This is a genomic window from Leifsonia sp. AG29, from assembly GCF_009765225.1.
GTDB lineage: Bacteria > Actinomycetota > Actinomycetes > Actinomycetales > Microbacteriaceae > Leifsonia.
In genome coordinates this window covers 745,089-770,568 of the sequence record NZ_VMSF01000001.1, presented here as the reverse complement: position 1 = coordinate 770,568, position 25,480 = coordinate 745,089, and the positions used below count along the sequence as shown (strand labels likewise).

25 protein-coding genes are annotated in these 25,480 nt (G+C 71.3%); 9 read left to right on the top strand and 16 right to left on the bottom strand.

The features are described from left to right. Position 1: 1 nt before the first annotated feature. Positions 2 to 877: a glycosyltransferase family 2 protein gene (locus FPT20_RS03790; RefSeq protein ID WP_158862741.1), complete on the top strand. Its 876-nt coding sequence runs from the start codon at positions 2 to 4 to the stop codon at positions 875 to 877. Between the two features lie 7 nt (positions 878 to 884). Here FPT20_RS03790 and rfbA read toward each other — a convergent pair whose 3' ends face one another. Beyond that, a complete protein-coding gene (gene rfbA / locus FPT20_RS03785; RefSeq protein ID WP_158862739.1) occupies positions 885 to 1,757 on the bottom strand; it encodes a glucose-1-phosphate thymidylyltransferase RfbA in 873 nt (290 codons plus the stop codon). Positions 1,758 to 1,769: 12 nt separating this feature from the next. Next, entirely contained in the window at positions 1,770 to 2,375 is a 606-nt protein-coding gene (locus FPT20_RS03780) for a dTDP-4-dehydrorhamnose 3,5-epimerase family protein (protein ID WP_158862737.1), read from the bottom strand. Between the two features lie 73 nt (positions 2,376 to 2,448). On the opposite strand from FPT20_RS03780, the gene rfbB reads away from it, so the two are divergent. Next, the gene (rfbB, locus tag FPT20_RS03775; protein WP_158862735.1) at positions 2,449 to 3,438 is read left to right on the top strand and encodes a dTDP-glucose 4,6-dehydratase; all 990 of its coding nucleotides are present in this window, start codon (positions 2,449 to 2,451) and stop codon (positions 3,436 to 3,438) included. A gap of 3 nt (positions 3,439 to 3,441) precedes the next feature. Here rfbB and FPT20_RS03770 read toward each other — a convergent pair whose 3' ends face one another. Continuing rightward, the gene (locus FPT20_RS03770) at positions 3,442 to 4,788 is read right to left on the bottom strand and encodes a glycosyltransferase family 2 protein (RefSeq protein ID WP_158862733.1); all 1,347 of its coding nucleotides are present in this window, start codon (positions 4,786 to 4,788) and stop codon (positions 3,442 to 3,444) included. After that, complete coding sequence (locus FPT20_RS03765; RefSeq protein ID WP_158862731.1) at positions 4,785 to 5,054, bottom strand: hypothetical protein; 270 nt, start codon at positions 5,052 to 5,054, stop codon at positions 4,785 to 4,787. Before FPT20_RS03765 ends, FPT20_RS03770 begins: the two co-directional genes overlap by 4 nt. Before the next feature lie 56 nt (positions 5,055 to 5,110). Between FPT20_RS03765 and FPT20_RS03760 the strand changes: the two genes are divergently transcribed. Further along, entirely contained in the window at positions 5,111 to 6,007 is an 897-nt protein-coding gene (locus FPT20_RS03760; RefSeq protein ID WP_158862729.1) for a glycosyltransferase, read from the top strand. Positions 6,008 to 6,104: 97 nt separating this feature from the next. Further along, positions 6,105 to 7,247: a glycosyltransferase family 4 protein gene (locus FPT20_RS03755; protein WP_158862727.1), complete on the top strand. Its 1,143-nt coding sequence runs from the start codon at positions 6,105 to 6,107 to the stop codon at positions 7,245 to 7,247. A gap of 9 nt (positions 7,248 to 7,256) precedes the next feature. Here FPT20_RS03755 and FPT20_RS03750 read toward each other — a convergent pair whose 3' ends face one another. From FPT20_RS03750 to FPT20_RS03735, 4 genes are all read right to left on the bottom strand, one after another. Next, positions 7,257 to 8,510 carry an acyltransferase family protein gene (locus FPT20_RS03750; protein WP_233265374.1) on the bottom strand — a complete coding sequence of 418 codons (1,254 nt, stop codon included), beginning with the start codon at positions 8,508 to 8,510 and terminating at the stop codon, positions 7,257 to 7,259. A gap of 79 nt (positions 8,511 to 8,589) precedes the next feature. Further along, positions 8,590 to 9,948, bottom strand: a complete 1,359-nt coding sequence (locus FPT20_RS03745) for an LCP family protein (protein WP_158862725.1) — start codon at positions 9,946 to 9,948, stop codon at positions 8,590 to 8,592. Between the two features lie 10 nt (positions 9,949 to 9,958). After that, positions 9,959 to 10,468 carry a 5-(carboxyamino)imidazole ribonucleotide mutase gene (gene purE, locus FPT20_RS03740; RefSeq protein ID WP_442786470.1) on the bottom strand — a complete coding sequence of 170 codons (510 nt, stop codon included), beginning with the start codon at positions 10,466 to 10,468 and terminating at the stop codon, positions 9,959 to 9,961. 74 nt (positions 10,469 to 10,542) lie between these two features. Further along, positions 10,543 to 11,679, bottom strand: coding sequence for a 5-(carboxyamino)imidazole ribonucleotide synthase (locus FPT20_RS03735; RefSeq protein WP_158862721.1), 1,137 nt, complete (start codon positions 11,677 to 11,679; stop codon positions 10,543 to 10,545). 118 nt (positions 11,680 to 11,797) lie between these two features. On the opposite strand from FPT20_RS03735, the gene FPT20_RS03730 reads away from it, so the two are divergent. Continuing rightward, a complete protein-coding gene (locus FPT20_RS03730) occupies positions 11,798 to 12,343 on the top strand; it encodes a GtrA family protein (protein WP_158862719.1) in 546 nt (181 codons plus the stop codon). Here FPT20_RS03730 and FPT20_RS03725 read toward each other — a convergent pair. Together FPT20_RS03725 and FPT20_RS03720 are read right to left on the bottom strand one after the other, a co-directional pair. Continuing rightward, positions 12,305 to 12,853: a PH domain-containing protein gene (locus FPT20_RS03725; RefSeq protein WP_158862717.1), complete on the bottom strand. Its 549-nt coding sequence runs from the start codon at positions 12,851 to 12,853 to the stop codon at positions 12,305 to 12,307. The two genes, FPT20_RS03730 and FPT20_RS03725, sit on opposite strands and share 39 nt — an antisense overlap. A gap of 6 nt (positions 12,854 to 12,859) precedes the next feature. Then, positions 12,860 to 13,636 carry a biotin--[acetyl-CoA-carboxylase] ligase gene (locus FPT20_RS03720; protein WP_158862715.1) on the bottom strand — a complete coding sequence of 259 codons (777 nt, stop codon included), beginning with the start codon at positions 13,634 to 13,636 and terminating at the stop codon, positions 12,860 to 12,862. A gap of 76 nt (positions 13,637 to 13,712) precedes the next feature. Here FPT20_RS03720 and FPT20_RS03715 point away from each other — a divergent pair, with 76 nt between their 5' ends. After that, positions 13,713 to 15,326, top strand: a complete 1,614-nt coding sequence (locus FPT20_RS03715; RefSeq protein WP_158862713.1) for an acyl-CoA carboxylase subunit beta — start codon at positions 13,713 to 13,715, stop codon at positions 15,324 to 15,326. Next, on the top strand, positions 15,323 to 15,568 hold the full coding sequence (locus FPT20_RS03710; protein ID WP_158862711.1) for an acyl-CoA carboxylase epsilon subunit: 246 nt from the start codon (positions 15,323 to 15,325) through the stop codon (positions 15,566 to 15,568). The genes FPT20_RS03715 and FPT20_RS03710 overlap by 4 nt, the downstream gene beginning before the upstream one ends. A 433-nt stretch (positions 15,569 to 16,001) precedes the next feature. Here FPT20_RS03710 and FPT20_RS03705 read toward each other — a convergent pair whose 3' ends face one another. The 4 genes from FPT20_RS03705 to FPT20_RS03690 are packed head-to-tail and all read right to left on the bottom strand — an operon-like array spanning position 16,002 to position 20,306. After that, the gene (locus FPT20_RS03705; RefSeq protein WP_158862709.1) at positions 16,002 to 17,024 is read right to left on the bottom strand and encodes a hypothetical protein; all 1,023 of its coding nucleotides are present in this window, start codon (positions 17,022 to 17,024) and stop codon (positions 16,002 to 16,004) included. Beyond that, entirely contained in the window at positions 17,021 to 18,328 is a 1,308-nt protein-coding gene (locus FPT20_RS03700; protein WP_158862707.1) for a sensor histidine kinase, read from the bottom strand. The genes FPT20_RS03705 and FPT20_RS03700 overlap by 4 nt, the downstream gene beginning before the upstream one ends. Continuing rightward, positions 18,315 to 18,974 carry a response regulator transcription factor gene (locus FPT20_RS03695; RefSeq protein WP_158862705.1) on the bottom strand — a complete coding sequence of 220 codons (660 nt, stop codon included), beginning with the start codon at positions 18,972 to 18,974 and terminating at the stop codon, positions 18,315 to 18,317. The genes FPT20_RS03700 and FPT20_RS03695 overlap by 14 nt, the downstream gene beginning before the upstream one ends. 42 nt (positions 18,975 to 19,016) lie before the next feature. Further along, a complete protein-coding gene (locus FPT20_RS03690; RefSeq protein WP_158862703.1) occupies positions 19,017 to 20,306 on the bottom strand; it encodes a class I SAM-dependent RNA methyltransferase in 1,290 nt (429 codons plus the stop codon). A gap of 24 nt (positions 20,307 to 20,330) precedes the next feature. On the opposite strand from FPT20_RS03690, the gene FPT20_RS03685 reads away from it, so the two are divergent. Together FPT20_RS03685 and FPT20_RS03680 are read left to right on the top strand one after the other, a co-directional pair. Continuing rightward, the gene (locus FPT20_RS03685) at positions 20,331 to 20,966 is read left to right on the top strand and encodes a Maf family protein (protein WP_199245954.1); all 636 of its coding nucleotides are present in this window, start codon (positions 20,331 to 20,333) and stop codon (positions 20,964 to 20,966) included. A gap of 104 nt (positions 20,967 to 21,070) precedes the next feature. Continuing rightward, positions 21,071 to 22,831 (top strand): acetyl/propionyl/methylcrotonyl-CoA carboxylase subunit alpha, encoded by a 1,761-nt coding sequence (locus FPT20_RS03680; protein ID WP_158862699.1) that lies wholly within the window; start codon positions 21,071 to 21,073, stop codon positions 22,829 to 22,831. Here FPT20_RS03680 and FPT20_RS03675 read toward each other — a convergent pair. Both FPT20_RS03675 and FPT20_RS03670 read right to left on the bottom strand, forming a co-directional pair. Then, positions 22,828 to 24,162 carry a neutral/alkaline non-lysosomal ceramidase N-terminal domain-containing protein gene (locus FPT20_RS03675; RefSeq protein WP_158862697.1) on the bottom strand — a complete coding sequence of 445 codons (1,335 nt, stop codon included), beginning with the start codon at positions 24,160 to 24,162 and terminating at the stop codon, positions 22,828 to 22,830. The genes FPT20_RS03680 and FPT20_RS03675 overlap by 4 nt on opposite strands. A gap of 195 nt (positions 24,163 to 24,357) precedes the next feature. Next, positions 24,358 to 25,224, bottom strand: coding sequence for a type IV toxin-antitoxin system AbiEi family antitoxin domain-containing protein (locus tag FPT20_RS03670; protein ID WP_158862695.1), 867 nt, complete (start codon positions 25,222 to 25,224; stop codon positions 24,358 to 24,360). Positions 25,225 to 25,480 lie beyond the last annotated feature (256 nt).

Here is a 25,480-nt window from a genome sequence, read left to right as displayed (position 1 = left end):
GATGTCTTCCGCCGAACGACCCAGGACGGCTGTCGTCACGGTCACCTTCAACTCGAACGCTGTGATCGACGACTTCCTCCGGAGCATCCGGGAGGATGCGGGCGACACCGCCGAGATCGTCGTGGTCGACAACGGCACCCGCGACATCGAGGCGCTGCGTCTTACGGCCGAGCGCCACGGCGCACGGCTGCTCGAGCTGACGGACAACCTCGGCTACGGCGGGGGAATGAACGCGGGCATCCGCACTCTGGGCACCGACATCGAATACGTCCTCGTGTCCAATCCCGACGTCCGAGTCGCCCGCGGGACGATCGGCGAGCTCGTCCGCCTGCTCGACCACGACCGGAGGGGCGCCGCAGCAGGACCGCGCGTACTCAACGAGGACGGCACGGTGTACCCGTCAGCGCGTCGGCTGCCCTCGCTCCGCACCGGCGTCGGGCACGGCCTCCTGCAGCCGATCTGGGCGAGCAATCCGTGGACCCAGCGCTACCACGACACCGCCGGCGACGAGTCGGTGCGGCCGTCGGGATGGCTGTCGGGATCCTGCCTGATGGTGCGGCGCTCCGCCTTCGACGCCATCGGCGGTTTCGACGACGGGTACTTCATGTACTTCGAGGACGTCGATCTCGGCCTGCGCTTCGGCCGCGCCGGCTGGCTGAACCTCTACGACCCCGCCGCGAACGTTGTGCACTCGGGGGCCCACTCGACCTCTGAGCGCTCGGCCCAGATGGTCACGATCCACCACGACAGCGCCTACCGGTACCTGAGCAAGCGCTACGACCGCCCTTGGGAGGCGCCGCTGCGCTGGGTGCTCCGGGTGGGCCTGCGCCTCCGGCTCGCGCTCGTCCTCCGGCGCGCGGCCGGCCGAAGCGCCTGAGCGGGCCTCAGCCTGCCGCGACGTCGACGAGGTCGATCAGGTAGCGACCGTATCCGCTCTTCACGAGCGGCTCCGCGAGCTCTCGCAGCTGCGCCTCATCGATCCAGCCCGCGCGCCACGCGATCTCCTCGATGCAGCCGATCTTGAATCCCTGGCGCTCCTCGATGACGCGGACGTACTCGCTCGCGAGCATCATCGACTCGAACGTGCCGGTGTCGAGCCACGCCGTGCCCCGGTCGAGCACCTGGACCTGCAGCTTGCCGGCCTGGAGGTAGCGCTCGTTGACGGTCGATATCTCGAGCTCACCCCGGGCGCTCGGCGTGATGGTCTTGGCGATGCCGACGACATCGTTGTCGTAGAAGTAGAGGCCCGGCACCGCATAGTTGCTCTTCGGTGCGGTCGGCTTCTCCTCGATCGACAGGGCACGGAACTCGTCGTCGAACTCGACCACGCCGTAGGACCGCGGGTTGCTCACGTGGTAAGCGAAGATCAGCGCGCCGGAGAGGTCGTTGTGGTTGCGCAGCGACGAGCCGAGCCCGGCCCCGTGGAAGATGTTGTCGCCGAGGACCAGCGCCACCGACTCGTCGCCGATGAACTCCTCGCCGATGATGAACGCCTGCGCGAGCCCGTCCGGCGAGGGCTGCACCGCGTACTCGAGGCGGATCCCGAGCTGGGACCCGTCGCCGAGGAGGGCCTGGAACTGCTCGTTGTACTCGGGCGTGGTGATGATGAGGATCTCGTTGATGCCCGCCATCATCAGCGTCGAGAGCGGATAGTAGATCATCGGCTTGTCGTAGATCGGCATCAGCTGCTTGGAGATGCCCTTGGTGATCGGCCAGAGCCGCGTACCCGAGCCGCCGGCCAGGATGATTCCGCGCATGGGTCGCTGTCCTTACTTCTCGTCGAGGGAGGCGTAGAAGGCGCGTGCCGCCTCCCAGGTCGGCAGGAGGCCCTGCTCGAGCGCCGCATCGAGGTCCGGGGCGCCGGTGTCCTTCGGCGAGAGGAGGAGCTCCTCCGCGGGAAGGGGGAACTCCAGCGCGATCCGCGGGTCGAGAGGGTTGATCCCGTGCTCGCGACCCGGGTTGTAGACGTCGGTGACGAGGTAGCTCACGGTCGCGTCGTCCGTGAGCGCCACGAAGCAGTGGCCGAGACCCTCGGCGACATAGATGGCCCTCCGGTCCTTGTCGTCGAGCAGGACCGAGTCCCACTGGCCGAACGTCGGCGACCCCACCCGGATGTCGATGACGAAGTCGAGGACCGCACCGTGCGGGGCCATCACGTACTTGGCCTGGCTCGGCGGGATGTCGGCGAAGTGGATGCCGCGCACCGAGCCCTTCCGGGAGACGGACAGGTTGCCCTGCCGGAGATCCAGCCGGTGGCCGACCGCCTCCTCGAGCCGGTCGAAGCGGTACCACTCGGTGAACAGCCCGCGGTCGTCCGCGTGCTGCTGAGGGGTCACTTCGTATGCGTCAGGGATCGAGAGCTCACGGATCTGCACCCCGGGAGTCTACCAATCACGGTCGTCACGATAGACTCTCGTGCGGTTCACCGACAGAAAGCAGCCCATCCGTATGAAGATCCTCGTCACCGGAGGCGCCGGGTTCATCGGCTCCAATTTCGTCCGCCGCACCCTGCAGGACGCGTACCCGGGCCTCGAAGGCGCCGACGTCGTCGTGCTGGACGCCCTGACCTACTCGGGCAACCTGGCCAACCTGGCACCGGTCGCGGACTCCCCCCGCTACACCTTCATCAAGGGCGACATCCGCGACGGCGGACTGCTCGACGAGCTCTTCCCGACCGTCGACGCGGTCGTGCACTTCGCCGCCGAGTCGCACGTCGACCGCTCGGTGCGCGACGCCTCCATCTTCGTCGAGACCAACGTGCTCGGCACTCAGCAGCTCCTCGACGCCGCGCTGCGCAACAAGGTCGAGCGATTCGTGCACGTCTCCACCGACGAGGTCTACGGCTCGATCGCCGAGGGCTCCTGGACCGAGGAGCGGCCCCTCGAGCCGAACTCGCCGTACTCCGCCTCCAAGGCCGGCAGCGACCTCCTCGCCCGCAGCTACTTCCGCACGCACGGGCTCAACCTCTCGATCACGCGCTGCTCGAACAACTACGGGCCGTACCACTTCCCCGAGAAGGTCATCCCGCTGTTCGTGACCAACCTCATCGACGACAAGCACGTCCCGCTCTACGGCGAGGGCAACAACATCCGCGACTGGCTGCACGTCGACGACCACACCCGCGGCATCGCGATGGTCCTCGTGAACGGCCGTGCGGGCGAGATCTACAACATCGGCGGAGGCACCGAGCTCACGAACAAGGAGCTCACCCAGCTGCTCCTCGACGCGACCGGCAAGGACTGGTCCTACGTCGACCGCGTCGCCGACCGCCTCGGCCACGACCTGCGATACTCGGTCGACATCTCGAAGATCCAGAAGGAGCTCGGCTACGAGCCGCAGGTGCCGTTCGAGCAGGGCCTCGCCGACGTCGTGCAGTGGTACCGCGACAACCGCGACTGGTGGGAGCCCCTCAAGGCCCGCGCCGCGCTCGACAACTGACGCTCAGCGCTCGGGCCAGAACGGGTCGACCTGGATCCGGCTGGCCCAGCGCCGCAGCAGCAGCTGCCGCTCGTACGGGACGATCCGGGCGACGCGCGAGCGCGACTCGTAGTGGTGCAGCACCGCGTGCGGGGTCCACAGCACCGAGAGCCCACGGCTCCCGAGCTTGAGGCACAGGTCGACGTCGTTGTAGTTGCTCGGCAGGAGCGCGGAGAATCCGCCGACCTCCCGGAACCGCTCGGCGCTCAGCAGGGCGCACGCCGCCGTCACGCCCGACACCTCGCGATCGACGAGGAGGCTCCCGCCCGGGCCCGGATCGTCGCGCGGCACGCCGATGGCGGCGTGGGTGGGCTCGCCGCGACGGTAGAGGTGGCCGCCGTGCTGGACGGTGCCGTCCTCGAAGAGGAGCAGCGCCCCGACGAGGCCCACGCGTTTCTGGAGGGCGAGGCCGAGCATCCGCTCGATCCAGTCGGCGCTGAGCACCTCGACGTCGTCGTTCAGCAGCAGGAGGTACTCGCCGGAGGCCTCGAGAGCGCCGCGGTTCATCTTCGCGGCGAAGTTGAAGGGCGCCGACCACCGGATCAGGCGCAGCCGGTCGCCGGCGATCAGCGCGAGCTCGGCCTCCACCTCCGGCGGTGTGTCGGCGTCGGCGACCACCACGATCTCGAGGCGGGGATACGTGCTCTTCTCGAGGATGCTGCGGACCGCCTCCACGACGAAGCAGCGCTCCCGGCCGTGGACGCTCCCGGAGCCGCCTCGGGTGGGCATCACGATCGAGACGAGCGGCGCCTCCCCGACCGGATAGCGGATGTCGAGGACGCCACCGGCGGCGACCGAGACCGAAGACTCGACGCCGTTCGCTCCGAGCAACTCCTGGACACGCCGCGCGTCGTCGGCGCTCGCCGGAACGCCGGCCGCGTCGTCCGCCGGGACCGTGAGCGGCTGCGGTACGGCGACCCCGGGGGCGCCCTGTTCGGCGAGCTGGAGCGCGATCAGCCACACGAGGGCGTCGCCGGTGGGCAAGCCGGCCGCCAGCGCACCCGAGAGACGTGAGAGCGCCTCCCGCGCGGCATCCGCGGCCAGCACCACCACTCCACCGAGGTAGTCCTGCGACCGGAGACGCACGGGCGAGAACGCCGGCCGCGCCGTCCCGGTGTCGTCGCCGTAGAGCAAGGTCGTCTCCGGGAAGCGCAGCAGCGTGCCTTCGATGATCTCGAGGGCGTCGGGGGTCAGACGGGCGCCCGCGCGCAGGACCACCGCATAGGGCTCCCTCGTCTCCTCCAGGAGGCGGGCGTCGAAGCGCGTCTCGAAGACGCGGAGGGCGCCGGCGGCCACGCGGCCGTCGCTCATCGCTGGGAGCGGCGCTCGATCGTGCGGCGCGCGACCCGCGCCGGAGCGGTCAGCGCGTGGCCGATGCGGAGCTCCGCGCTGCGGCGGAGGCGGGCCAGCTCCTGCTCGGCAGCGAGCTGTGCGCTCGGCGACAGCGTGCTCTGCAGGCTCAGCTCCGCGAGCTCGGCCTCGAGGCCGAGGACCCGGTCGACCAGGGCGAGCTGGCGCTCCTGCTCCCGAAGGCGCTCGTCGTCCGCCACGATCTCACCGGCCCCTCGTTCCGTCACCGTAGACTAGCTTACGCATCCCGCCCGCGTCCGACCGCGAAAGGCCCGCACCCTCCGTGACCCAGGTCATCGCCGTCATCCCGGCCTACCGTCCCGGCGCCGGGTTCGCCGAGCGGGTGGCGGGCGTGGCGCGTCAGGTCGACTCGGTCATCGTCGTCGACGACGGAAGCCCGGCGGGCGAGGGCCCGGCGCTTCCCCCCTCCCCCGCCCTCGAGGTGCTGGCGGGAGAACCGAACCGCGGCATCGCGCACGCCCTCAACCGCGGGATCCGCCGCGCGCTCGAGCGCGGCGCCGAGCACGTTCTCACGCTCGACCAGGACAGCTCCCTCCCCGAGGGCTACGTCGCCCGGCTCGTGGAGCGGTTCGAGACCGCGCCGCCGTCGCTCCGCGTCGGACTGGTGGTGGCCGACACCGTGAACGGGGGCCGGGAGGTCGCCACGTCGACGCGCCAGGGAGTCCGCGTCACCGGGGAGGCGATCCAGTCCGGCACCCTCCTCAGCGCGGAGGTGCTCCGCCGGTGCGGCCTGATGGACGAGCGCCTGGTGATCGACGGCGTCGACACCGAGTACTGCCTCCGCGTGCGCGACAAGGGCTACGCGATCGCCGTGGCCGACGGCACCGACCTCGGGCACGAGCTCGGCGACATGGTCCCCTTCCGGCCGTTCGGCATCGCCCTCCGCCGCGGTGGCCGGCCCGTGCTCTACCGTTACCACCGCCCCTTCCGGCACTACTACGTGGCGCGGAACAGCATCGACCTCGCGTTCCGCAGCGCACGGCGGCACCCGCGCTGGACGGCCCGGCTGCTCCGGCGGGAGGCGCTCCTCATCGCGGTCACGGTGACCGCCGGTCCGGAGCGGGCCAAGCACGCCGCCGCCTCCCTCGTCGGCCTCTGGCACGGACTCGTCCGTCGTCGCGGGCTCATGCCTGCCTCGCTGGCGAGGCTCATCGCGTGAGGCGGGGGCGCCCGGCCCACGCGAAGGCGCCCCTGGTATCGTCGGAGGCCGGGCGGCGGCTGCCGGCCCGAGGTGGTGACAGGAGTTCCGACGGACGATGACAACTCTCCGAGTGGTGGTCGACGAGCTGACCGATGACGCCCCCGGGGGCGCCCGGCGCTACACCGAGGAGCTGACCCGTCAGCTGATCGCCACGGCCCCCGCCGGCTGCGACGTCGAGGCGATCGTGTCGAACGTCCCTGACGAGCAGCTCGCCGAGATCCGGGCGCTGCTGCCCGGGGTGGCCGAGGTGACCCGCCTCCCGCTCGCTACGCGCGAACTCGCCGTCGCCTGGCAGTCCGGGCTCCCCCTCGGCTCGGGAGGGATGCTGCACTCCCCGACACTCCTCGCGCCCCTGCGCCGCCGCGGTCCGGAGACCGCGGACCAGGTCGCCGTAACGATCCACGACACTCTCGCCTGGACGCATCCCGAGTCGCTCGGCGCCGCCACCGCACTGTGGACGAAGCGCATGGCGAAGCGCGCCCGCAAGCACGCCGATGCCATCGTCGTCCCCACGCACGCCGTCGCCGACCGTCTCGCGGAGCGCCTGGAGCTGGGCGACCGGATCCGCGTCATCGGTGGCGCCCCGGCGACCACGCTCCGCCTCCCGGCCGACGCCGACGAGCGCGCCGAGCGCCTCGGCCTCCCCGAGCGGTACGCGCTCACGATCGGGACGATCGAGCCGCGCAAGGGCATCGCGGCCCTCATCCGGGCCGTCGCCCGTCCGGAGGCGGAGGAGATCCCGCTCCTCATCGCGGGCCCCGACCAGTACGGCGACGCGACCGCGACGGGCGTGTCAGCGGCGGCGGGGCTGCCCGAGGACCGCGTCCGGGCGCTCGGCCGGCTCGACGACCCCGACCTGGCCGTCGTGCTGGACCGCGCCTCCCTGTTCGTGTACCCGAGCGTGGCCGAAGGCTTCGGCCTGCCGATCGTGGAGGCGTTCAAGTTCGGGCTCCCGGTGATCCACTCCGACGACCCCGCGCTGGTCGAGGTGGCGGCCGGGGCGAGCCTCGTTGTCGAGCGCCCCGCCGGCCCGGACGACGAGGACGGCTACAGCGAGCGCCTGGCGGCCGCGATCGCCCGGGTCCTCGCCGATGCCGACCTTCGATCCCGCCTGGGCGTCCTGGCGTCGGATCGTGCCCGCGCCTTCAGCTGGAGGGACTCCGCGGAGCGCGTCTGGCAGCTCCACGCCGACCTCTGAGCCGGGCGCTCAGCGAGCGGAGGCGGCGAGCGCCTTCTCGTCCTGCCGCTCGGAACCGGCGGCGACCTCGTCGTCCTCGCGACCGAACCAGGCGGCGTACCGGCGCGACGCCCACGCGCCCGCGGCCTTCGACCAGCCATGGCTGCGCTGCTCGACGAGCCAGGTGAAGCCGACGGCGACGAGGACGGCGACAGGGGTTCCGAACAGCAGCGGGACATACCAGGTCTGGCCGGCGAACAGATAGGTGCTGAAGATCAGGATCGGCACGTGCACGAGGTAGAGGCTGAAGGAGATGCGGCCCGAGAACTGCAGCGGCCGCGACTCGAAGAGGCGGTGGAGCGGCCGCCAGCCGAGGGCGGCGACGATCAGGCCGGCGGCGGCCAGCGGCACCAGGCCCTTGAGGGCCGAGACCAGCTCCGGCATCTCGGCGACGCCCGGGCCCACCAGCCAGGGGGCGATGAGGAGCATCGCGCTCCCCACCGTCAGCCCCGCCCACACCGGGTGGCGGTACCAGTGGGTGTTGATGCGATCGGCCACGTTGCGCACCGCGTCGACCCGGACGGCGATGACGGCGCCGACGAAGAAGGCCGGGAGATACTCGAGAGCGCCCGAGCCGGCACGCGCGCCCAGCCAGGTCAGCGCGCAGGCGGCCGCGAGACCCCCGAGCCACCACTTGCGCACGGCGATCGCGGCGATCGCGAACACCGGCAGCGCGAGGGAGAACACGAGCTCCCAGCGCAGCGACCAGAGCGGGTTGTCGATCTGGCCGTCGCCGCCGAGGAGGTCCATCGCCTTCACGAGGTAGGTCCAGTCGAAGCCCGGGGTCGAGGAGTTGCTGAGCCAGGTGCCGTCCGGCTGGGTCGTCTTCTGGGGTATCGCCATGACCCAGGCGGCGGCGAGGACGGCCGCGGCCATGACCGGCACCATCAGCCGGACGACGCGGCGCGGGAAGTAGGCCGCCCAGTCGAAACCGCGATGCCGGACCACCGGAAGCGTGACCACGAGACCGGAGAGCGCGAAGAAGACCACCACCGACTCTGCGCCGGCCGTCAGGAGCTTGAGCGGCGTGTAGCTGATCCACCAGAGCGGCGAGCCGATGGGCGCGTGGCCGCCGCCGGGTGCACCCGGGAAGTCGGGATTGGTGTACATGGCGTGGTGGAAGAGGACCACGATCGCCGCCAGCCCTCGCAAGCCGTCCAGCGCCGTCAGCCGTCCCGTTCTCGTCACCGTCTTCTCCGCCACGTTTCCACCAGTACCCGTCATAGGCGGGCGACGGTACCGGCGCGGCCTGGGCAGTTCCTGTGACCCGTTCAGGGGTCACCTGGGAGCGGCGGCCCTCCTGCTAGCCGGCCGCCGAGGCGTGAGCGGCCGGGGCGACGGCTTGCCGCACGAGCTTCCGGATGGCCGCGAAGTCGGGGTCGGACGGCTTCGGAACCAGGGGCGGGACGAGCTCGAGCTGGCTGACCGGGAGCCTCCGCGTCTTGAGGCCCAGGTCGACGAAGTACCCGAGCATCGACTGGGGGATGTCGGTCTTCACGACCTGTTTGCCGGCGCCTGCGATCGCCTGGAACTTGGTCACGATGTTCACCGGGTTCACCTGTTTGAGGATCGCGTCCTGGAGCTGCCGCTGACGGGCCATCCGGTCGTAGTCGCTCGACCCGTGGCGGGCGCGCGCGTACCACTGAGCGTGGTAGCCGTCCATGTGGTGCATGCCGGGCTGGATCCACTCGACGACCCCGTTGAGGTTCTCGTCTCCGCCGATCGGGATGCGCTGGGTGACCGCGATGTCCACGCCGCCCAGGGCGTCGATGAGGTCCGAGAATCCCTGCATGTCGATCAGCACGTAGTACTGAATGGTCAGCCCGGTCGCGCCCTCCAGAGCGTCGCGCATGGCCTCGATGCCCGGCTCGCTCCCCTTCTTGCGGGCGTCCGGATAGAGGTCGCGCTTGTAGAGCTCGACCTCGGTGTAGATCGAGTTGAGCTGGCACACGTCCACGTCGCAGCGGTCGCGGTACCCGTACCCGTCGGGGTAGACCGCGCGCATCGGCGAGGAGGCGGGGAACGGGACCTGGTTCAGGTCGCGCGGGAGACCGATCGTGACGGCCTTCCCGGTGGCCGCGTCGACGCTGACGATCGACATGCTGTCCGGGCGGAGACCCTCCCGATCCGGACCGGCGTCCCCTCCGAGCAGCATGATGTTGTAGCGGCCGTTCACAGGAGGCACGGACGGCCCGGCCGCGAAGATGTCCCCGAGCGCGCCCCGCGCCGAGCCCGCGACGACGGAACCGTAGCCCGCCGCGCCGGTGAGCGCGACCAGCATCACGATCGCCGAGCCTGCTATCCAGGCGCGCGCTTTCGGCCTCGCCCGGATGAGCCGGACGAGACGGAGCGTATCGAGCGTCAGGACCACCCACAGGATCGCGTAGAGGATGAGCAGCACCTGAAGCGCGGTCAGACTGCCCGCCTGCGTGAACAGCGTGTAGACGACCTGCGGGGAGATCGCCGACAGGAGGAGCGCGAGCAGGGCCCCGACCCACAGGACGAGCGTCGAGACCACGCCGACACGTCCGAGGCGGCGGTCGCCCGCGACGAGCTGGGCCGACCCCGGCAGCAGGACGTTCATCCCCACTAGCCACCAGCCGCGCCGGGTCATCAGCTGACGGGAGGAGGTGTCCGGCGTGCGGAGCAGGCTGACGGTCATCGGCGACGGCTCACAGCCGGGCTTGCAGCGCCCGGTTCTTCTCCTCGACGCTGGCCTCGAGCTCCGCGGCGAAGCGGCTCAGGGCCTCCGACAGCGACGCGTCGGCGGTGGCGAGGATCTTCACGGCGAGGAGGCCGGCGTTCCGGGCGCCGCCGATCGACACGGTCGCGACCGGCACCCCGGCGGGCATCTGCACGATCGACAGGAGGGAGTCGAGCCCGTCGAGCCGCGCCAGCGGGACCGGGACGCCGACCACCGGGAGGGTCGTGACCGCGGCGAGCATGCCGGGCAGGTGCGCCGCACCGCCCGCGCCGGCGATGATCACCTTGACCCCGCGGGCCGCTGCGGCCTTGCCGAACCCGATCATCTTCTCGGGCGTGCGGTGCGCCGAGACGACCTCGACCTCGTGGGCGACTCCGAACTCGGTGAGCAGCCGTGAAGCCTCCTGCATCACGGTCCAGTCCGAGTCGGAGCCCATGACGACGGACACCAGGGGCTGGGGAGCGGACATGGCCACCATGCTAGGGGCGGGCGCCCCGTCCGCCCGGGAGGGCACGCGGGGCACGCGCGGCACGGCCGCCCGAACCCCGGGACTCAGTCCTCGAAGAAGGCGGCCGCCGCACGGGCCCGGTAGACGACGTCGTCGAGGTCGTCGCCGCCCGCGGTGACATGGCCGACCTTGCGTCCGGGGCGGGGGTCCTTGCCGTAGCCGTGGAACTTGACCTCCGGGTGGGCCGCGAGCGCTGCGGGGTACCGGTCGAGCAGGGTGCCCTCCGCGGGACCGCCGAGGATGTTGACCATCACGGACCAGTCCTCGCGGGGCTCGGTGGCGCCGAGGGGCAGGTCGAGAACGGCGCGCAGGTGCTGCTCGAACTGGCTCGTGACGGCGCCGTCGATCGTCCAGTGGCCGCTGTTGTGCGGCCGCATCGCGAGCTCGTTCACGAGGACGCGCCCATCCGTCGTCTCGAAGAGCTCGACGGCGAGCACGCCGGTGACCCCGAGCCCCTCGGCGACCGCCCGTGCGATGTCGGCGGCCGCCTGCTCGACGCGGCCATGGGCACGGGGCGCGGGAGCGATCACCTCGGCGCAGACACCGTCGCGCTGCACCGTCTCGACGACCGGCCACGTGGCCATCCCGCCCGATGGCCGGCGCGCGACGAGCTGCGCGAGTTCGCGGGTGAAGGGCACAAGCTCCTCCACCAGCAGCGCGCCGCCGCGGCCGTCCTCCGCGAGCGCTGCGAACCAGTCGTCGGCGCCGTGCGCGTCGGACACCACCCGCACGCCCTTGCCGTCGTAGCCGCCGCGCGGGGTCTTCACCACCGCCCGGCCGCCGTGATCGGCGAGGAAGGCGGCGAGGTCGTCGGCCGACTCGACCGCGGCCCAGTCCGGCACGGGAAGGCCCAGCTCGCCCAGCCTGGCCCGCATCTGGAGCTTGTCCTGGGCGTACAGGAGCGCGTCCGGACCGGGATGGACGGCGATGCCGCGGCGAACGAGCTCGCGCAGGACGGGCTGAGGGACGTGCTCGTGGTCGAACGTGACCACGTCGACGGTCTCCGCGAACGCGACGACGGTGTCGAGGTCGCGGTAGTCCCCCACCCCGCTCGCCGCGATGTCGGCGCTCATGCCCTCGGCCTCCTCGAGGACGCGGATGTCGACGCCGAGCTCGATCGCCGGCGGGATCATCATCCGGGCCAGCTGTCCTCCACCGATCACGCCGACTGTCCTGGCCATCGCCCGACTCTCTCCTCGATAATCCTCATGGTGCGGGCGGTCAACTCCCAGCAACCCGAAACATCCCGCGCGTATGGTTGCGGGCATCGGTTCATTTTCCCAAACTCTCGGCAGGCGCATGACCACGGCAGACCATCCCGGTTCTTCACTGAGGCGCTTCGTGGCGCAGCTCGTGAAGTTCGGCGCCGTCGGCGCCGTGGGGTTCGTCGTGAACCTGGTCGTGTTCAACGCGCTGATGCTCACCCTCCTCAAGGACGCGCCGCACCGCACGCTCATCGCCACGGCGATCGCGACGCTCGTCGCCATCGCCGTCAACTGGGTCGGCAACCGCTACTGGGCGTTCGCGGGCGGCCGCCAGCAGAACACGGCGCGCGAGGGCCTCGAGTTCTTCCTCGTGAGTCTCGCCGGGATGGCCATCCCGCTGCTGTGCGTGTGGGTCTCGCACTACCTGCTCGGCTTCCAGTCCCTCCTGGCGGACAACATCGCGAACAACGGCGTGGGCTTGGCGCTCGGCATGGTGTTCCGCTTCGCGTTCTACCGGTGGTGGGTGTTCTCGCCTCAGCGCGCCGAGCGTGCCCGGGTCCGCTCCGAGTCCGTGCGGATCCAGCAGGTGAAGGCGAAGGCCCTAGCGGGCGCCCCAGACGGTGGTTTCGTCGGAGACTGACTCCGACTGCTGCCTCCGCACGCCGACCACGTTCTGCGAGTGCTCCATCAGTTCGCTCAGCGCGCGCCGCACCTGATCGGCCCGCGGCACGTCCCGCAGGACGACCGGGTGCTCGAGGCCCGAGTTGATGAGCACATCACCCGACCGGAACGCGCTCTGCAGCCAGGTGCGTCTCACGCTCACGTCGTACCCGCGGCTGTGGAGCAGCTCCTGCCGGACCCGGACGAAGAAGCCGTGCCGCAGGACGATGCGGCGGGTCGTGATCGTGTACCGCCGGCTCAGCCAGGAGGCGAGCGGCAGCAGGAAGAGGACGAGCAGCACCACGGCCGCTGACGACCAGAGCAGGACCACCTGCCAGACCTCGTCCAGCCGGCCCACGAAGTAGCCGAAGGCGCCGCTGGCGGCGATGAGCGCGAGACTCGGCCAGAACAGGAACCGGGCGTGCGAGCGGAGCCGGGCGACGACCTTCTCCGGGGGCCCCGGGGGGATCCCCTCGGTCGTGTTGCTCATGCTCCATTAATACCGCAGGTGCGTCACGTCGCCGGCTGCCACAGCGGTGCGGCCCGTATCCGTCTCGACGACGAGGCGGCCGCCCTCATCGATGTCGACCGCCGTCCCGACGAGGGAATCGCCCGAGGGCAGCTGCACACGCACCGGGCGGCCCACCGTGTGACTCGCGGCGACGACCTGGTCGCGGAGCGCGCTGCGCACCGGGTCGCCCGCGGCGGTGAGGTAATCGCGGTAGAGCAGGGTCAGCTCGGCGAGGTAAGCGCTCAAGACCCGGTCCGGGTCCACCTCTTCCGCGCCGGCCAGGAGCAGCGACGTGGAGGTGTCGGTCGGCAGGTCGTCGCGCTCGACCGTCAGGTTCACCCCCGCCCCGATGACGAGGCCCGTCATCCCGGGGAGGAGCTCGGAGAGGATCCCGCAGACCTTGAGACCGTCGATGAGCACGTCGTTCGGCCACTTCACCTCGACACCGCCTGGAACGAGCGGCCCGAGCGCGCGGCTCATCGCGACGCCGGCGAGAAGCGGGAACCAGCCGTACGCCTCCGGCGGCAGCCCCTCGGGCTTGAGGAGCACCGAGATGGCCAGCGACCGGCCCGCGGGTGAGACCCACGTGCGGCCGAGCCGCCCCCTCCCTCCCGTCTGGTCGGCGGTGACCACGACGGCGAGATCGGGCAGTTCCGCGGCGCGGCCGGCGAGCACGTCGTTGGTCGACGTCGCCCGGTCCAGCACCTCCAGGACGGGCACGACGGCGCGGCTGCGGCGGAACGCGTTCGGCTCACTCTGCATTGGCCCAGTCTGCCAGCCGGAGGCCCCGGATTTGTAGGTTCCCCTCAACGGCATCGCCCAACCACTGGCCGGTAGAGTGAACGGCGTGACCGACACCGAACCACGTCAGACCGCAGACCTCACCACCACCGCCGGCAAGCTCGCCGATCTGAAGGAGCGGTTCCACGAGGCCGTGACCGCCAGTGGACAGGCCGCGATCGAGAAGCAGCACGCGAAGGGCAAGCTGACCGCGCGCGAGCGCATCGACCTCCTGCTCGACCACGGCTCGTTCGTCGAGTTCGACGAGTTCGTGCGCCACCGCACCCACGCCTTCGGCATGGAGCAGAAGCGCCCGTACGGCGACGCGGTGGTCACCGGCGTCGGCACCATCCACGGCCGCAACGTCGCGGTGTTCAGCCAGGACTTCACGATCTTCGGCGGGTCGCTCGGCGAGGTCGCCGGCGAGAAGATCATCAAGGTCATGGACCACGCCATCAAGACGGGCGTGCCGATGATCGGCATCCTCGACTCGGGCGGCGCCCGCATCCAGGAGGGCGTCGTCGCGCTCGGCAAGTACGGCGAGATCTTCCGCCGCAACACGGCCGCCTCCGGGGTCATCCCGCAGATCTCGATCGTCATGGGGCCGGCGGCGGGAGGCGCGGTCTACTCCCCCGCCCTCACCGACTTCGTGATCATGGTCGACAAGTCGAGCCACATGTTCGTCACCGGCCCGGACGTCATCAAGACGGTCACCGGCGAGGACGTCGGCTTCGAGGAACTCGGCGGCGCCCTCACCCACAACAAGGTCTCGGGCGTCTCGCACTACCTCGCGAGCGACGAGGAGGACGCCCTCGACTACGCGCGGACGCTGCTGAGCTACCTCCCCCAGAACAACCTCGCCGAGCTGCCCGCGTTCCACGCCGAGCCCGAGCTCGAGATCACCGACGCGGACCGCCGGCTCAACACCGTCATCCCGGACTCCCCCAACCAGCCCTACGACGTCAAGACGATCATCGAGGGCATCGTCGACGAGGGCGAGTTCCTGGAGATCCAGCCGCTGTTCGCCCCCAACATCGTGATCGGGTTCGCCCGCGTCGAGGGCCGCTCGGTCGGCATCGTCGCCAACCAGCCGAGCTCGATGGCCGGGACGCTCAACATCGACGCCGGAGAGAAGGCCTCGCGCTTCGTCCGGTTCTGCGACGCGTTCAGCATCCCGATCCTCACCCTCGTCGACGTGCCCGGCTACCTCCCCGGGACCGACCAGGAGTGGACCGGCGTCATCCGCCGCGGCGCCAAGCTCCTCTACGCCTACGCCGAGGCAACCGTCCCGCTCGTGACGATCATCACCCGCAAGGCCTACGGGGGCGCCTACATCGTCATGGGCTCGAAGCAGCTCGGCGCCGACATGAACCTCGCGTGGCCCACCGCCGAGATCGCGGTCATGGGCGGCCAGGGCGCGGTCAACATCCTGTACCGCGGCGAGATCAAGCGCGCGGAGGAGGCCGGCGAGGATGTCGCCGCCGTCCGCACCAAGCTCGCCAACGAGTACACGTACAACGTCGCGAGCCCGTTCCTCGCTGCGGAGCGCGGCGAGCTCGACGGCGTGATCGAGCCGGCGGCCACCCGCGTCGCGGTCATCAAGGCGCTCCGGGCGCTGCGGACCAAGCGCGCGTCCCTCCCGCCCAAGAAGCACGGGAACATCCCGCTGTGAGCGGCTCGGGCACGGGAGCCTCACCGCTCGACCCCTCGCAGATCCGGTTCGTCACGCGCGGCGTGACGCCGGAGGAGGTCGCCGCCGTCACGGCGGTGCTGGCCGCGGCCGCCGCCGAGCAGGCCGCCGCCGCTGAGGAGGCGCGACCCGCGTCGGGCCCGGACGCCTGGGAGCGCAGCCGGCGGAGCCTCCGGCAGGAGCTGCGACCCGGCCCGGGCCAGTGGCGGTCGTTCTCCGCCTGACCGTCGGCGCGCCTCCGGGCCCGTTTTGTACCCCGGTCAGCGACCCCCGAACGCGGGGGTTCCGGCATTCTCCAGACCGCGCGACCGGGTCCGGCGCGGACTCGTCCCCCTACTGTCCTCCAAAATGACGACTATGTATTTCCTGGGCGCGCCGACACTATTGTTCTTGCTAGGTGTCTCTCCTCGTGAGTCACACCGCCAATCACTCGCCGACTAGGGTAAGCGGGCGAGTGCTTTGGGGGCGAGTCAGGGCGATATTCGGGTTGTCGCCCTGACTCGGGGTTTGAAAAGGGGCCGACAATTCGGGTGTCGGCCCCTTTCACCCGTTATAGGGCAGGTCTGCGACGGTCAGGCCGGTGCCTCTCGTCCTTGCCTCTCGCCCTTGCCCGTCGCCACGCTAGGCCTGCCGCTCTCCGTCCGGCAGGGCCTCGATTCAGGCGACGGGACGCGGTATCTCCAGCCAGAGGTCGACCTCGTCGTCCTCCGACTCCGCGCCCAGTGCGTTCGCCGCACCGTCGTCCGACATGCGGAGGCCGACGACCGTGACGGCGGTCTTCGACGACCGCGGCACCGTGCGGATGATGAGCTTGTCGGTGGTCGTCCCCCGGATGGCATCGGCCAGACGCCGGAGGACCGCCTCCAGGCCGTTCTGGTCGAGGTCGTCGATGCCGCCCTCGTCGAGGAGGCTGACGACGACGCCTCGGCGGCGCGCGTCCATGACCTCCCGGCGCACATCGTCGTTGAGGAGGCGGCGGCCGCGGATCTCGTCGCGGATGGCGCCCTCGAGGTACCGGCACTCCCGCCGCTCCGCCTCCGTCAGGTCTCCCCCGCGCCGCACGATCTCGGCGAGCATGGGAGCGGCGACCCGGTAGGTCTGGCGCAGCCGGAGCTGGCGCTCCATGACATGCGCCTCCTGTGCCGCCTGCCACTCGGTCGCCTCGCGCTCAGCACGCGCGAACTGCAGCGCGTCGCGCCCGGCCTTGGCGAGGGATCCGGCGATCACGACGGCGACGCCGACCCACACGACCGAGCCGATGACGCCGAGGCCCGCGAGGGCGCCGGGGCCGGCCCACACGACCGTCTGCACCGCGAGGAAGCCGACGCCGGCCCACGCGACGATCTGCTGGCGGCGCACCGCGCAGATCGTCATGAGCGTGCCGACCGCGGCGACGTACCAGGTGGCGTACCCGTTGTCCTTCGCGGGGTCGAGCTGACTCGTCACGAGGATCGGGATGACCACGCACACGGCGAGGTCGAAGGCGGCGAGCCAGATGGGCATCTTCGTCGGGCTGGTCGGCCAGAGGCTCATGATGGTCGCGACCGCGTAGAGCACCATGGCGACGACGGCAGGTGCCGCGTTGTGCGGTGTCGACAGGGACGAGAGCGCGAGGAAGAGGTGGTAGGCCGAGAAGAGCGCACCGAGGCCGAGGAACAGGACGCGGTTGAGAGCGATCATGCCCGCGCCCCCAGCTCGCCGTCCGCGTGACCGGGGAGGAACGCCAGACGATCCTCCACGCCCCGCGGGTCCAGGCCGGCTCCGTCGGCCGCCGGCCAGACGATCGTGACCGTCGTCCCGCGGCCGGGGGCCGTCTCGACCGAGGCGCGGCCGCCCACCTTGGAGAGCCGCTCGCGGATGCTGACCCGGAGGCCGAGGCGCTCGGCGGGCACGTCCTCCTCGCTGAAGCCCCGGCCGTCGTCGCTCACGACGATCCGCACGCCCGTGCCCGAGCTGCCGCGGATGGTGAGTGTGCGGCGCACCTCGGGGCCGCCGGCGTGCTGGGTGCTGTTGACCATCGCCTGGACGCTCGCCGAGTACACCGCCTCCGCAACGTTCACGGGGATCGAGTGGTCCGCGACGTCGCGCGCGTCCACCTCGAACGGTGCCGAGAACGCTCCCGCGGCGGTGACGAGACGCTCGACGAGGCGGTCCAGTCCGGCGGCGCTCTGGTCCTCCGGCCCGGCGGCCTCGGCCGCGTGGAGATGCCCGATCGCGTCCGCCGCCATGGTCGCGGCCAGCTCCTTCTGCTCGGGTGTGCGGGCGTTCGCGGCCGAGAGGAGGGTCGTCAGCACGCTGTCGTGCACGATCGCGTCGACCTGCACGCGCTCCACCTCGGTCGCGTGCTGCCGCACCGCTGTCGCGTACCGGGCGAGCGCCTGGCTCTGCGCCGCGTCGACCGCGCTGGACGCCTGCCGCATCATCGCGATGATCGCGAGGATGACGCCGCCGAGGATGATCGCGTAGAGGGCATCGAGACCGGCGAGCTCGGGCCCGACGCCGCCCCCCGCCGGAAGCGCGCGGACCACACCGTAAGCGAGCGGCGCGATGAACGTGTAGGCGATCGCGAGCCACAGCGGGTAGGCCACGGCGGCGAAGGCGGTGAAGACCGAGCAGAGGAACCACAGCCACGGCTTGTCGGCCGCGAACGCCGACCCGTCGACGGCGATGAAGGGCCACGCGACGAGGGCGAGGAGGTAGACGATCGCCATCGTGCCCATCGCGGGCTTCACGCCGCGCTGCACGATGGCGAGACCGACGGTCAGCAGCAGGCCGGCGAAGATGAGGACCAGCATGACGAGGCCGTACGGCTCCTTCAGATGCTGGAGCTGCGCGAGTGCCGTGGGAAAGGTCTGCGCGCCGAACACCAGGCCGAAGGCGGACACGGTCCGGTCCGAGATGCGCTCGATTCGCGCCCGGCTCAGCGGGTTGCGCGGCTTCGCGGCCTCGATCGCGGGCCCTCGCGGGGCGCTAGGGGCGCTCATTGCCCGTGTCGGGATCGAGTCCGGGCAGGATCCCGTCCTCCACGGCGCGGCGGAGGAGGTCCACCTTGGTCGGGGCCGGCCGGCCGACCTCGACGTACTTCACCCGGATCCGATCCAGGTACTCGCGGGCCGTCGAGTTCGCGATGCCGAGCTGCGCCGCCACGGCCTTCAGCGGGAGGCCCGACGCGTACAGGTGGAGCACGTCGCGTTCGCGACGGCCGAGCTGCGCCTTGGCGAAGTCGCTGTCCGCGTCGATCGCGGTGGCCCACTCGAGGTTGTTCAAGACGTCGCCTCGGGCGACGGTGGCGATCGCGTTCATCACGGTCGTCGTCGGAGACGACTTCGGGATGACGCCGGCGGCCCCGGCCGCGAGCGCCTCCCGCACGCTGGCGACCCGGTCGGCGATGCTGTGCACGAGCACGGCGGCGCCGGTCGCCTGCGCGCGCTTCACGTTGTCGGTCACCCGGGAGCCGTCGCCGAGCGACAGATCGAGCACGACGACGTCGCACTCGCGCGAGCCGAGCTCCGCCACGAAGGCGTCGACCGTCGCGGCGGTGACGACGACCTCGTACCCCGCTTCCTGGCAGGCCGCCTTCAGACCGAGCCGCACGGACTCGTGATCATCGACGATAGCCACCCGAACCATGCTGACCATCGTAGTGGCGGTCGGGACGAGTCGACGGGTAGGTCACGGGGCCAGCGTGGCGACCGCCTCCACGTGGTGCGTGTTGGGGAACAGATCGAAGGCGCGCAGCGACCGCACCGGGTAGCCGCCGGCGGCGAAGAAGGCGAGATCGCGGGCGAGCGCGACCGGGTCGCACGCGACATAGACGATCTGGGCGGGGCGGAGGCTCGCGACGGCGTCCACGACGGCGCGGCCCGCGCCGGACCGGGGAGGGTCGAGCACCACGGTCGCGGACCGCAGGCGCGCGCGCTCGGCGGCGCTCGCATCGGAGGCGAGCCGTGTCACGAAACGCTCCACGCGCTCGGTGACGGCGGCGGCGCCGACCCACTCCGAGAGGTTCTCCGCGGCGTCGTCGGTCGCTCGCTCGTCCGCCTCCACCGATGTGATGCGGAGCGTCGGCCCGAAGCGGTCCCCGAGCGCCGCGGCCAGCAGGCCGACACCGCCGTACAGGTCGAGGTTGGCCGCGCGCGGGTCGAAGAGCGACTCGTCGACGGCGGACTGGACAGCGCCCGTGAGCGTCTCGGCGGCGGCGCGGTGGACCTGCCAGAAGCCGCGCGCGTCCAACCGGAACTCGCGGTCGCCGACGCGCTCGCGGATCGGCATCGGGCGCCGGTGCGGCCGGACCACGCGCTTGCCCCTCCGCTGCGGGGCGTCGTTCACGAGGACGAGCGGCTCGCCCACCCCGGTCGCCACCACGTCGACGGACTCGGCGCCCCGGATACCGCGGTCGAGCGGTGCCGCTTCGCTCACCTCGGCCGTCGCGAGCGGGAGGTCGCGCACGGGGACCACCGAGTGCGTGCGCGCGGCGAACGGCCCGAGGCGGCCCTCGGAGTCGGCGTGGAGGCGCACCCGGGTTCGCCATCCGCGGCCGTCGGGGGTCTCGCCGGGCGCCGCCTCCACCTCGATGGCGCCGCCGCGGCCCAGCGTCCGGATCGTCTCCGGAGGCAGCTTCGCCGTGCGCTCGAGGGCGTCGACGATCACGCGGCGCTTCAGGTCGCGCTGGTGGTCGAGACGGATGTGGCCGAACTCGGCTCCGCCGGCGCGGAGTTCCGGCGGCCGCTCGACCGCGGCCGCCTCCCAGATGTGGTCCTGTCGCTCGGGCGCGGGCTCGACGACCGCGATGGTCTCAGCACGCCAGAAGCGGTCGTGGCTGCGATCGGCTATCCGCGCCCGGACGCGCTCCCCCGGCATCGTGTCGGGGACGAAGACCACGCGTCCCTCATGCCGGGCCACGAAGACGCCGCCGTGGGCCACGTTGGTAATGTCGAGCTCGACCTCGTCCTTCTCGGGCATCCTTCGAGCATTCCACAGGTGACCATGCGCCTCTACCTCGCCTCCACGTCGCCCGCCCGTCTCGCCCTGCTGCGAGCGGCCGGCATCGAGCCCGTCGTCGTGCCCTCGCACGTGGATGAGCCCGCGGCGGTGCTCGCCGCGGAGGCGGAGCACGGACCGCTCACGCCGCAGGCCATGGTGCAGCTGCTGGCGAGGCTGAAGGCGGAGGCGGTGCGCGGCGACCACGACGGCGAGCCGATCGACGGCCTCATCCTCGGCGGAGACTCGGCGTTCGCGATCGACGACGCGATCCACGGCAAGCCGCACCTCCCGGGCGTCGCCCGCGAGCGCTGGCGCGCCCAGCGCGGCAGGACCGGGCACCTCCACTCGGGCCACTGGCTCATCGACCACCGCGACGGCCGGGAGAACGGCGCCGTGGGCGCGGCAGCGGTGGCATCCGTGACCTTCGCCGACGTCACCGACGACGAGATCGACGCCTACGTGGCCTCGGGCGAACCCCTGGAGGTGGCGGGCGCCTTCACGATCGACAGCCTGGGCGGCCCGTTCATCACCCGCGTGGAGGGAGACCCCAGCACCGTGGTGGGGCTGTCTCTCTCGACCCTGCGCGACCTGGTGCGACGGCTCGGCGTCGACTGGACCTCGCTCTGGAACCGGCGCTGAGCCGTTCCCGGCCCGGTCGTTGTAGACCGTCCAGCCGCCTCTGCGGCCATTTTTGTGGGCATCGTCCAAAAGCTGTCGCATCCGGGGCAATAGGCTAAAGAACTGTGCCACGTATCACGAAGGTCCTCATCGCAAACCGGGGCGAGATCGCCGTCCGCGTGATCCGCGCCGCCCAGGACAGCGGAATCGGCTCGGTCGCCGTCTACGCCGACCAGGATCGGGACGCCCTGCACGTCCGCCTCGCCGACGAGGCGTACGCGCTGGAAGGGTCGACGAGCGCCGAGACGTACCTTGTGATCGACAAGCTGCTGTCGGTCGCGCGGCGTTCCGGCGCCGATGCCGTGCACCCGGGCTACGGCTTCCTGGCGGAGAACGCCGACTTCGCGCGCGCGGTCATCGCGGCCGGACTGACGTGGATCGGGCCGTCGCCGGAGGCCATCGAGCGCCTCGGCGACAAGGTCTCCGCCCGGCACGTCGCCGAGAAGGTCGGAGCGCCGCTCGCGCCCGGCACGCTGAACCCTGTCGCGGACGCCTCCGAAGTGCTCGACTTCGTCGACCAGTACGGCCTCCCCGTCGCCATCAAGGCGGCGTTCGGCGGCGGCGGTCGCGGCCTCAAGGTCGCCCGCACCCGCGAGGAGGTCCCCGAGCTGTTCGACTCGGCGACCCGCGAGGCGATCGCCGCGTTCGGCCGCGGCGAGTGCTTCGTCGAGAAGTACCTCGACCAGCCCCGCCACGTCGAGACGCAGTGCCTCGCCGATGCATACGGCAACGTCGTCGTCGTCTCGACCCGCGACTGCTCGCTGCAGCGCCGCCACCAGAAGCTCGTCGAGGAGGCGCCCGCGCCCTTCCTCACGCCCGAGCAGACCGAGAAGCTCTACAGCTCCTCGAAGGCCATCCTCAAAGAGGTCGGCTACCAGGGCGCCGGCACCTGCGAGTTCCTCATCGGCAAGGACGGCACCGTCTCGTTCCTCGAGGTGAACACGCGCCTCCAGGTGGAGCACCCCGTCTCCGAGGAGGTCACCGGGATCGACCTCGTCCGCGAGCAGTTCCGGCTCGCCGAGGGCGGCGAGCTCGACTACGACGACCCGGCGCCGCGCGCCCACTCGTTCGAGTTCCGGATCAACGGCGAGGACGCGGGACGGAACTTCATCCCCTCCCCCGGGCCCGTGCACGTCTTCAAGCCCGCTGGCGGACCCGGCGTGCGCGTCGACAGCGGCATCCAGTCCGGCGACGTCATCAGCGGCGCGTTCGACTCGATGCTCGCGAAGCTCATCGTCACCGGCGCGAGCCGCGAGGAGGCGCTGGAGCGGTCGCGCCGCGCCCTCGACGAGTTCGAGGTCGCCGGTCTCCCGACCGTCCTCCCGTTCCATCGCGCCATCGTCCGCGACCCCGCCTTCGCGCCTCAGGACGGCGAACCCTTCTCGGTCTACACGCGCTGGATCGAGACCGAGTGGCGCAACGAGATCGAGCCGTGGTCGGGCGAGCTCGCCGACCAGCCCGCCGCCGAGCGCCGCAGCCACGTGGTCGTCGAGGTCGAGGGCAAGCGCATCGAGGTGTCCCTGCCGGCGCGCCTTCTCGCCGGGGGCGCCCCGGACGCCGCGGCCGCACCCGCGCCCCGGCGCCGCGCCGCGCACGCCGTCGACACCGCCACGGGCGACTCGGTGACCGCGCCGATGCAGGCGACCGTGGTCAAGGTGGCCGTGGCCGACGGCGATGAGGTCGTCAAGGGCGATCTGGTGCTCGTCCTCGAAGCCATGAAGATGGAGCAGCCGCTCACCGCCCACAAGGACGGAACCGTCGCGGGGATCAACGCGACCGTCGGCGAGACGGTCTCGTCGGGTCACCTGCTGCTGAACATCGTCTAAGCGGTCTGGACGACCTGTCTGAGGTAGTCCAGATAGACCTTCTCGACGCCGTCCGTCGACGCCAGGCCGCGCCGGAAGTGCGCCCAGTGATCGTAGACGGCCATCGATCCGCCGGCGATGCCGGGGAAGTCGGGGTCGAAGCCGCCGGCGTAGGTCGCCGCGGCCAGCAGCGCGTCGCTCGGGATGTAGCCCGGGATCTCGTTCGCGTAGGCGGCGAACCAGACGGCCGACGAGCCTCCCCGCTCGGCCCGGATCGCCACCGCGAACCCGGACACGACCTCGCCCCCGCTGAACAGCAGCTGGAGCGGCTGCTCGCCGCCGATCGTCCACAGCTGCACCGGCAGCGGAACGGTCTGCTCGAGGGCGGACAGCGGCGTGGTGTCGATCAGCTGTACCATCCGGAGGGCGTGCCTCCGCTCGTAGCCGATCACCGCGCCGTTGGTGCTCCGGAGCGCGTAGTCCGCTCGGACGGCGGCCACATTGTCCGGCGTCAGCGTGACGTCGAGAGGGAGGGAGACCTCGCCGAGGGTCGCCGACAGCGGACCGGCGAGCGGCCGCCCGGGAGCGCCGATCGCGTTCACCACGGTCGCGCCCAGGTCGCCCCCGAGCGCCGCCGCGTCGTCGAACGAGCCGATCGACGTCGGGTTCTGGTCGCCCGCCGGCCCGGTGAGGAACTGCGCGAAGCAGCCGGGCCACTGCGCCTCGATGGCGTCGATGGCCGGCCCCGGGTAGTCCGGGTCGAACTCCACCTGTCCGCCGGCCGCCACCGGGTGCGTTCCGTAGCCGAAGAGCACCGCGCGGGGCGTGCCGTCTGCGGCGCGAGCGACGAGGCAGGGCACATCGCGCTCGACGTACGGCAGCCCCTCCCGGTTCATCGAGAAGTCCTCGTCGAGCACCGCGTAGTCGAGCGTGCACGGTGTCCGGGGGGCGGCCTTGGCCTGAGCCACCAGCGTGGTGATGGTCGCGACCAACCAGGCCGTGTACGTATCGACCGATGAGAGGTTCTCGAGGTCGTAGGCGATGAAGGGATCCAGTCCCTCGCTGAGCACCGGACCGTTGTGGGTGTGCGTCGCGGTGAGCACGAAGTTCTCGGACGGGATGCCGAGCCCGGTCACCGCGGCGCGGATCTGCTGATGCGTCGCCCGGCGGAAACCGAGCACGTCGACGGTGACGACGACGAAGGGAACGCTCTGATCCCAGATGATCGTGCAGCGCGCATAGAGGACGTGGTGGGTTCCGGTGGCGACCCGTGGGGTGTCCACGCCGTAGCCTGCCAGCGGATAGCCGGCGGTCGGCGTGATGTCGATCCTGCCGCTCGAGACCGAGAACATGGGCCGCTCCTGCTCTCCCGTCGGGCCCCGCGGCCCGGCGCCCCCATGGTAGAGCCCTCCGCCCGGGCACGGCTACGGCGGCCGCGCCTCCCGTGTCCGCTCCGGAGGCTGCCGCCCGGCCGCGTGCTCGGATCATCCTCCGTACTGCACCTCCCCGGTCGGCTCCGGAGGACTCCACACCGCGGCCTGCTCGGATCATCCTCCGTACCCCGCTCCCGCCGCTCTCCACGCCGTTTCCTCCTCCCTCGCCAACAGCGCCTCGATCGTCTCCACCACGTCATCGGGGTCGTCGAGCACCTGACGGGCGGCGAAACGCACAGTGCGGGCTCCCTGGAGCGCCAGCGCGACGTCCCTCCTCCGGTCGTTTGCGAACGCCTCCGGACTCGAGTGGAAGCCGAACCCGTCGACCTCGACGTGAAGCACTCCGTTGATCCGGAAGTCCACCCTCCCGACCCCGTGCACCACGATCTGCTGCTCGACCTGGTGGCCCCGGGACTGCAGATGCTGCCGCAGGATCGACTCGACGCCGGAGTCCGAGCCGGAGCGAGCACGCGAGGCGACGGCTCGGCAGCGGGCCGGCTCGTTCTCGAACAGTCTTCGGAGCGTCTGAGGAGTCAGCCTCCGCACCGAGAGGGCAGTGTCGAGAACGGCGATCGCCGTCTCTTCGTCCGCGCACCGGACGACAGACGTCAGGCAATCGATGAATCCGACCCTCCACACCTCGCTATGCGGACGCTGGGGCCTGACATGACGCACGACGTCGCGCCCCGTCTTGCCGGCTCGGCCTGCATGAGGCGGGAACAGCACATGCGTCCGCGTGTCCGTGCCGGCCCACAGACCATATGAGCGCGCGGCGGACAAACAGGTGAGCCTGGCGCCAACTTCAAGGGCCATGATGACGTCGAGCGGAGCCGATGGAGAAGCGTAGACGCCCCTTCGCGGGCGCAGCAGCCGGCCGTCCTTGACGGCCGCGGTCAGTTCACGGTCGCTCACGCCCGCGGCGCGGAGCTGTCGGGTGGAGGCGGCGCCTCCGAAAGCGGCCATCCGGCTGAGCAACGACATCGCTCTATGGGACCTCACGTGGGGCTGCTAGCGCGTGTCTTTCGGTGTTTCTGTGGACGTGGCGGTCCTGTTGGAGGCTGGGGACGGCGGCGGAGGGAGGAGGAACGGAGCGGGATCGGGCGGCCCCTCCTCCCGACGCGCGCAGGGCCCGCGCACACCGGGGGCGAAGGGAGGAGGGTCCGGCCGCCACGCCGCGTCGGTGCGGGGAAGGGAGGAGGAACGGGCCGGTTACGGAGAGATCGGCCTCCCGAGGCTC

Excerpts from the sequence above, each read along its gene's own strand:
- FPT20_RS03790 (WP_158862741.1), top strand. The coding sequence starts at position 2 with ATGTCTTCCGCCGAACGACCCAGGACGGCTGTCGTCACGGTCACCTTC.
- rfbA (WP_158862739.1), bottom strand. The coding sequence starts at position 1,757 with ATGCGCGGAATCATCCTGGCCGGCGGCTCGGGTACGCGGCTCTGGCCG.
- rfbB (WP_158862735.1), top strand. The coding sequence starts at position 2,449 with ATGAAGATCCTCGTCACCGGAGGCGCCGGGTTCATCGGCTCCAATTTC.
- FPT20_RS03770 (WP_158862733.1), bottom strand. The coding sequence starts at position 4,788 with ATGAGCGACGGCCGCGTGGCCGCCGGCGCCCTCCGCGTCTTCGAGACG.
- FPT20_RS03755 (WP_158862727.1), top strand. The coding sequence starts at position 6,105 with ATGACAACTCTCCGAGTGGTGGTCGACGAGCTGACCGATGACGCCCCC.
- FPT20_RS03750 (WP_233265374.1), bottom strand. The coding sequence starts at position 8,510 with ATGACGGGTACTGGTGGAAACGTGGCGGAGAAGACGGTGACGAGAACG.
- FPT20_RS03745 (WP_158862725.1), bottom strand. The coding sequence starts at position 9,948 with ATGACCGTCAGCCTGCTCCGCACGCCGGACACCTCCTCCCGTCAGCTG.
- purE (WP_442786470.1), bottom strand. The coding sequence starts at position 10,468 with ATGGTGGCCATGTCCGCTCCCCAGCCCCTGGTGTCCGTCGTCATGGGC.
- FPT20_RS03735 (WP_158862721.1), bottom strand. The coding sequence starts at position 11,679 with ATGGCCAGGACAGTCGGCGTGATCGGTGGAGGACAGCTGGCCCGGATG.
- FPT20_RS03730 (WP_158862719.1), top strand. The coding sequence starts at position 11,798 with ATGACCACGGCAGACCATCCCGGTTCTTCACTGAGGCGCTTCGTGGCG.
- FPT20_RS03725 (WP_158862717.1), bottom strand. The coding sequence starts at position 12,853 with ATGAGCAACACGACCGAGGGGATCCCCCCGGGGCCCCCGGAGAAGGTC.
- FPT20_RS03720 (WP_158862715.1), bottom strand. The coding sequence starts at position 13,636 with ATGCAGAGTGAGCCGAACGCGTTCCGCCGCAGCCGCGCCGTCGTGCCC.
- FPT20_RS03705 (WP_158862709.1), bottom strand. The coding sequence starts at position 17,024 with ATGATCGCTCTCAACCGCGTCCTGTTCCTCGGCCTCGGTGCGCTCTTC.
- FPT20_RS03700 (WP_158862707.1), bottom strand. The coding sequence starts at position 18,328 with ATGAGCGCCCCTAGCGCCCCGCGAGGGCCCGCGATCGAGGCCGCGAAG.
- FPT20_RS03695 (WP_158862705.1), bottom strand. The coding sequence starts at position 18,974 with ATGGTTCGGGTGGCTATCGTCGATGATCACGAGTCCGTGCGGCTCGGT.
- FPT20_RS03690 (WP_158862703.1), bottom strand. The coding sequence starts at position 20,306 with ATGCCCGAGAAGGACGAGGTCGAGCTCGACATTACCAACGTGGCCCAC.
- FPT20_RS03685 (WP_199245954.1), top strand. The coding sequence starts at position 20,331 with ATGCGCCTCTACCTCGCCTCCACGTCGCCCGCCCGTCTCGCCCTGCTG.
- FPT20_RS03675 (WP_158862697.1), bottom strand. The coding sequence starts at position 24,162 with ATGTTCTCGGTCTCGAGCGGCAGGATCGACATCACGCCGACCGCCGGC.
- FPT20_RS03670 (WP_158862695.1), bottom strand. The coding sequence starts at position 25,224 with ATGTCGTTGCTCAGCCGGATGGCCGCTTTCGGAGGCGCCGCCTCCACC.